General features: G+C 72.2%; 9 protein-coding genes (1 of these 9 running past the window's edge). 7 read left to right on the top strand and 2 right to left on the bottom strand.

The window, feature by feature from the left end; genetic code table 11:
* The first annotated feature begins 43 nt into the window (after positions 1 to 43).
* The 6 genes from DAERI_RS09390 (at position 44) to DAERI_RS09415 (ending at position 3,533) form a co-directional block, all read left to right on the top strand.
* Positions 44 to 316: an acyl-CoA-binding protein gene (locus DAERI_RS09390; protein WP_103129171.1), complete on the top strand. Its 273-nt coding sequence runs from the start codon at positions 44 to 46 to the stop codon at positions 314 to 316.
* Between the two features lie 171 nt (positions 317 to 487).
* A complete protein-coding gene (locus tag DAERI_RS09395) occupies positions 488 to 1,276 on the top strand; it encodes an ImmA/IrrE family metallo-endopeptidase (protein WP_103129172.1) in 789 nt (262 codons plus the stop codon).
* Positions 1,260 to 2,168 carry a dihydropteroate synthase gene (gene folP / locus DAERI_RS09400; protein ID WP_103129173.1) on the top strand — a complete coding sequence of 303 codons (909 nt, stop codon included), beginning with the start codon at positions 1,260 to 1,262 and terminating at the stop codon, positions 2,166 to 2,168. Before DAERI_RS09395 ends, folP begins: the two co-directional genes overlap by 17 nt.
* Before the next feature lie 10 nt (positions 2,169 to 2,178).
* Positions 2,179 to 2,538 carry a dihydroneopterin aldolase gene (gene folB, locus DAERI_RS09405; protein ID WP_103129174.1) on the top strand — a complete coding sequence of 120 codons (360 nt, stop codon included), beginning with the start codon at positions 2,179 to 2,181 and terminating at the stop codon, positions 2,536 to 2,538.
* Complete coding sequence (folK, locus tag DAERI_RS09410; RefSeq protein WP_103129175.1) at positions 2,535 to 3,026, top strand: 2-amino-4-hydroxy-6-hydroxymethyldihydropteridine diphosphokinase; 492 nt, start codon at positions 2,535 to 2,537, stop codon at positions 3,024 to 3,026. Before folB ends, folK begins: the two co-directional genes overlap by 4 nt.
* Positions 3,027 to 3,068: 42 nt before the next feature.
* Positions 3,069 to 3,533 (top strand): hypothetical protein, encoded by a 465-nt coding sequence (locus DAERI_RS09415; RefSeq protein WP_235610325.1) that lies wholly within the window; start codon positions 3,069 to 3,071, stop codon positions 3,531 to 3,533.
* Positions 3,534 to 3,593: 60 nt separating this feature from the next.
* Here the strand turns inward: DAERI_RS09415 and DAERI_RS09420 are convergent, their stop codons facing one another.
* Entirely contained in the window at positions 3,594 to 3,908 is a 315-nt protein-coding gene (locus DAERI_RS09420; RefSeq protein ID WP_019588007.1) for a hypothetical protein, read from the bottom strand.
* Positions 3,909 to 3,945: 37 nt separating this feature from the next.
* On the opposite strand from DAERI_RS09420, the gene DAERI_RS09425 reads away from it, so the two are divergent.
* Complete coding sequence (locus DAERI_RS09425) at positions 3,946 to 4,191, top strand: hypothetical protein (protein WP_103129177.1); 246 nt, start codon at positions 3,946 to 3,948, stop codon at positions 4,189 to 4,191.
* A 45-nt stretch (positions 4,192 to 4,236) separates the two neighbouring features.
* Here the strand turns inward: DAERI_RS09425 and pnp are convergent, their stop codons facing one another.
* A protein-coding gene (pnp, locus tag DAERI_RS09430; protein ID WP_103129178.1) for a polyribonucleotide nucleotidyltransferase crosses the window boundary here: on the bottom strand, positions 4,237 to 5,000 show its 3' portion. The gene runs 1,405 nt beyond the window's last position; the window shows 764 of its 2,169 coding nt (coding positions 1,406-2,169); the start codon falls outside the window, past its right edge; its stop codon occupies positions 4,237 to 4,239.

The following is a 5,000-nucleotide window of genomic DNA, read 5'->3' on the forward strand; positions in this document are numbered from 1 at the left end:
GGAAGCTGCTCGGCCATGGGTTAGACCCAGTACAATTCCGGCCATGCCAGAAACAGAAGCGGTGCAGCGGGCCTTCGAGCGGGCGCAGCAGGACGTGCAGGGCCTTTCCAGAAAGCCCGGCAACGACATCCTCCTCAAGCTGTACGCGCTGTACAAGCAGGGTACAGTCGGTGACGTGACGGGAGCGCGCCCGGGTGGGTTCGACTTCGTGGGCGGGGCCAAGTACGACGCCTGGGCGGCGCGGCGGGGGCAAGACCAGGAGGACGCGCAGCGCGAGTACGTGGCCCTCGTGGATGCCCTTAAAGCGCGGGGCTGAGTTCTCTGCAGGGTAGGCGCCGCCCTGACCTGGGTGGTACCCCAGCTTTGTGGGAATAGCGTGGGCGGGGCGCGGTAAGCTGCACGGGTGACGCAGGGCCGCACTCCACCCGAGCAGACCTCCCCGGATGCCTCGCCGGAAACGGGGACCCTCGCTCCGGCCAAGGCACGGATGCGGGAGTTGGCCTCGGCCTATGCCCGGGGTCTTCCCGGTTTGGATACCCACAGCCTGATGAGTGGGCTGGACGCCACCCTGACTTTCATGCCGATGGGGGACCGTGACGGGGCGTACGACCCCGAACACCGGGTGGTGCTGATCAACAGCCGGGTGCGGCCCGAGCGTCAGCGCTTTACCCTCGCCCACGAGATCAGCCACGCCCTGCTGCTGGGCGACGACGACCTGCTCAGCGACCTGCACGACGCCTACGAGGGCGAGCGGCTGGAACAGGTCATCGAGACGCTGTGCAACGTGGGGGCGGCCGCGATCCTGATGCCGGACGCGCTGATCGACGAGCTGCTCGCCCGCTTCGGACCCAGCGGGCGGGCGCTGGCGGAACTCGCCCGGCGGGCGGACGTGAGTGCGAGCAGCGCCCTGTATGCCCTCGCGGAGCGGACCGCCGCGCCCGTGCTCTATGCGGTCTGCGCCGTGGCCCGGCTGGAGGCGGAGCCCGGCGACGAGGAGCGGCCTACCGGCAAGGCGCTGACCGTGCGGGCCAGTGGCGGCGCCCCCGGCGTGAAGTACAGCCTGCGGCCCGGCACCCTGATCCCGGCGGAACATCCGGTTGCCGCCGCGCTGGAAACGCACCTGCCCATCGCCCAGGAGAGCTACGTGCCCTTCCGTTCCGGTCGGCGGATGCCCGCCTACGTGGACGCCTTTCCCGAGCGGCAGCGGGTGATGGTGAGCTTCACCCTGACGCCCCGGCCCGCCAAGGGCGGCGAGAGCGATGAGTCCGCCGGTTGAGGGCTGGACGGGGCGGGCCCACGCCCTGACCTTCGGCTTCCCGGTGCCGGGGGGAGAGCGCGCGGCGGACGGATGGCGGGTCACCTGGAGGGGCTGCGCCGTGATGGGCGTTCTCAACGTCACGCCGGACAGCTTCAGCGATGGGGGCAGGTACGCTTCGCTGGAGGCGGCCGTCACCCGGGCGCGCGCCATGCGCGACGCGGGCGCCCGGGTCATCGATGTGGGCGGCGAGAGTACCCGGCCCGGCGCGGAGCCGGTGCCCGCCGAACAGGAACTCGACCGGGTGCGGCCCGTGCTGCGCGCGTTGGCGGGCGAGGGCGCGCTGCTCAGCGTGGACACCATGAAGCCGGAGGTGGCCCGTGAGGCGCTCGCGGCGGGCGCCCACCTGGTCAACGACGTGACGGGGCTGCGGGACCCCGGGATGGTGGAGGTCTGCGCCGGGGCGGGCGCCCCCGCCTGCGTGATGCACATGCGGGGCGAGCCGCGCACCATGCAGCGCTCGCCCCAGTACCGCGACGTGGTCGCCGAGGTCCACGCCTTTCTGCGGGAGCGCGCGGCAGCCGTCCTCGCGGCGGGCGTGCCGTCGGTGCTGCTCGACCCCGGGCTGGGGTTCGGGAAGACGGCCGCGCACAACCTCGCCCTGCTGCGGGCCCTGCCGGAGCTGACCTGCGGGCCGCATCCCGTGCTGGTGGGCGCGAGCCGCAAAAAGATGATCGATCTGCTGGCGGGGGTGCCGAACGCCGCTGACCGCGACCCCGGCAGCCTGGCCCTGCACCTGCACGCGGCGCGGCAGGGGGCGGCAATGGTGCGCGTCCACGCGGCGGGGGTCCATGTCCAGGCCCTGCGGGTCCAGGCGGCGCTGGAGGACCCCACCTTCACCCCCGGTCGCTAGAATCCCGGGCATGAGCCGGGTCGTTCTGGAGGGGCTGGAGTTTCACGCGCGGCACGGCGTGTACGAGACGGAGGCGGCGCTGGGCGCCCGCTTCGTGATCGACGCGGAGCTGCACTGGCCCTTTGCCGGGGTCCCTGACGAACTCGGCGCCGCCGTGAACTACGCCGCCGCCTACACCGCCATCCAGGAGGAGGTGACGGGCGAGCGCCACCGGCTGATCGAGGTCCTGGCCGACCGCATCGCCCGGCGCTTGCTGCGTGACCACCCCCGGCTGGAGGCCGTCACCGTGCGGGTCCACAAGCCCTTCGCGCCGCTGCCGGGGGTCTTCCGGGACGTGTACGCGGAACTGACCCTGCGGCGGGGCGAGTGAGCGAGGCGGCCTACATCGCCCTGGGGGCGAACCTGGGCGAGCCGCTCACCACCCTGCGCCGAGCCCGGCAGGACCTCGCCGCGCTGGGCCAGGTGGCGGGGACGAGCCGCCTGTACCGCACCGCGCCCGTCGGCGGTCCCCCCGGGCAGCCCGACTACCTCAACGCGGCGGTGCGGCTGGAGACAGCCCTGGTTCCTTCCGAACTCCTCGCCGCCCTCCACGACATCGAGGCGCGGGCCGGACGGGTGCGGCGCGAACGCTGGGAGGCCCGCCCGCTCGACCTCGACCTGATCCTGTACGGGAGCCGGGTACAGGATGAGCCCGGGCTGACCCTCCCGCATCCCCGCGCCTGGGAGCGGGCCTTCGTGCTGGCCCCCCTCGCCGACCTTGATCCTGCGTTGCGGCACCCGGTGACGGGCGAAACGGTGCGGGACGCGCTGGGGCGGGTCGGGCTGGACGGGGTGACGGGCACCCGAACCGAGTGGTAAGGACACCCCGGCCCCACCGTCCACGCTATGCTGACGGGCGACATGAGCGAGCTGACCTCTCCCAAACGTCACGGCAACGTGGGCCGCACGCTGCTGTGGGTCGCTATTTTGCTCAGCGTGCTGCTGCTGGGCTTCGTGACCGCCCTGTCCATCCGCTCCAACCCCTACTACAGCGACGCCCGGGCTAACGGCATCAGCAAATTCAAGTTTCTGGAGGAGTGCCGGGACGGCGTCCGCGAGGCCGAACAGCTCACGGCTCTGAGGGGCGTCCTCCAGCAGGCCGGGCAACTGCAACCGGGCCAGAACCTGCACGCCGAGATCGCCTCCGAGCCCGCCGAACTCGTGCGGAATGTGCAGACCGTCCCGGGGGGCGGCTGGACACTGACGGCTCCGGCCAACATCAGCATCCAGGGGCAGACGGCGGTTCTGGGCCAACTGGGCGCGCAGTGCGCGTACAGCAAGCAGCAGGGCCGCACGACCGCGCAGCTCCAGCTTCCGGGCCAGTAAGCCAAGGTCAAACAGGGACGCCGCTTGGAATGGCCCAGGCGGCGTCCCTGTCTTGTTGTCCTACAGCACCGCGTCCAGCCCGCTCAGGCACTCCTCGGCGATGGCGCGGGCGAGGGGATCGCGGGTCGAGCGCGCGTAGCTGACACCCAGATGCAGGTGTTCCTGCCCGGCGCCCCCCCCCACCAGGGCGAGCGTCTGGTAAAAGGCCAGGTGGGTGTGCGCCAGCAGCACGTCGCGCGTGCGCTCGGGCGGGAGGGCGCGCAGAATGCTCAGCGCCTCCTCGTAGGCGTCGAGCGCCCGCTCCTGGTCCCCCTCCACCGCCCACTCGCGCCCGAGTTGCAAGTTGCGGGCGGCAGTCAGGTAGGCGGGCCTCATGCCGGGGATTCTAGCGCCCACCCGGTATCCTGCGGGCATGACGGGGTGGCTGGGGGCACTGCTGCTGATCCTGGCAGGGTACGGGTGGGGGGCGCGGATGGCGGCGCGGCAGGCCTCACCCGTGCCGGTCCGGGTTGCCCTCCTCGGCACACTGGGCGCGAGTGTGGTCGGCCTCGCCCTCGTGATCGAGGCGTTTCTGGCCCATCAGGACGGGCCGCTGACGGTTGGTGCCGTCGGGGCGCTCGCGGCGGCGGCCCTGGCGGTGTTCACGGCGCGGGAATAGGGGAGGGGCCGCCCCACTCCCGGAGCGGCCCCTCTGTCCTGGTCCTCAGTCCCGGCGCGGCGGGCGCGGGCCCCGGTCGCCACCTCCCGCACGGGCGGGGCGGGGCTCGCGGGGGGCGATCTTGCCCTCCAGTTCGGGGCGGATCAGGTCGATCTTGCCGCGGTCGTCGATGTTGGCGATCTTCACGCGCAGCCGGTCGCCGACGTTGAGCACGTCCTCGACGGCGTTCACCCGCCCCTCGCTCATCTGGGAGATGTGCAGCATCCCGTCCTGGCCGGGGAAGAGGTTGACGAAGGCGCCGAAGGGGGTCGTCTTGACGACCGTGCCGTCGTACTCCTCGCCCACGCGGGCGGTTTTCGTCAGGCCCTCGATGCGGGCGCGGACGGCCTCGGCGGCGGCGCTGTCGGCGCTGAAGACGCGGACGGTGCCGTCCTCCTCGACCGTGATCTGCGCGCCCATCGCCTCCAGCTCGCGGATCTGCTTGCCGCCGGGGCCGATCACCTTGCCGATGAGTTCGGGGTTGATCTTCAGCGTCAGGATGCGCGGGGCGGTGGGGGAGAGTTCGGGCCTGGGCACGGGCAGCACCTCGGCCATCTTGCCCAGGATGTGCAGCCGCGCCTCGCGGGCCTGGGCCAGCGCCTCGCGCATGACGGCGGGGGTGATGCCCCCCACCTTGATGTCCATCTGGAGGGCCGTGACGCCCTCCGCCGTCCCGCAGACCTTGAAGTCCATGTCGCCCAGCGCGTCCTCCAGCCCCAGGATGTCGGTGAGGATGCGGTAACGCCCCTCCTCCATCACCAGGCCCATCG

Source organism: Deinococcus aerius, from assembly GCF_002897375.1.
In the GTDB taxonomy this organism is placed as follows: Bacteria; Deinococcota; Deinococci; order Deinococcales; family Deinococcaceae; genus Deinococcus; species Deinococcus aerius.

Coding starts and splice junctions, on each gene's coding strand:
- DAERI_RS09390 (WP_103129171.1), top strand. CDS start 44: ATGCCAGAAACAGAAGCGGTGCAGCGGGCCTTCGAGCGGGCGCAGCAG.
- DAERI_RS09395 (WP_103129172.1), top strand. CDS start 488: ATGCGGGAGTTGGCCTCGGCCTATGCCCGGGGTCTTCCCGGTTTGGAT.
- folP (WP_103129173.1), top strand. CDS start 1,260: ATGAGTCCGCCGGTTGAGGGCTGGACGGGGCGGGCCCACGCCCTGACC.
- folB (WP_103129174.1), top strand. CDS start 2,179: ATGAGCCGGGTCGTTCTGGAGGGGCTGGAGTTTCACGCGCGGCACGGC.
- DAERI_RS09415 (WP_235610325.1), top strand. CDS start 3,069: ATGAGCGAGCTGACCTCTCCCAAACGTCACGGCAACGTGGGCCGCACG.
- DAERI_RS09420 (WP_019588007.1), bottom strand. CDS start 3,908: ATGAGGCCCGCCTACCTGACTGCCGCCCGCAACTTGCAACTCGGGCGC.
- DAERI_RS09425 (WP_103129177.1), top strand. CDS start 3,946: ATGACGGGGTGGCTGGGGGCACTGCTGCTGATCCTGGCAGGGTACGGG.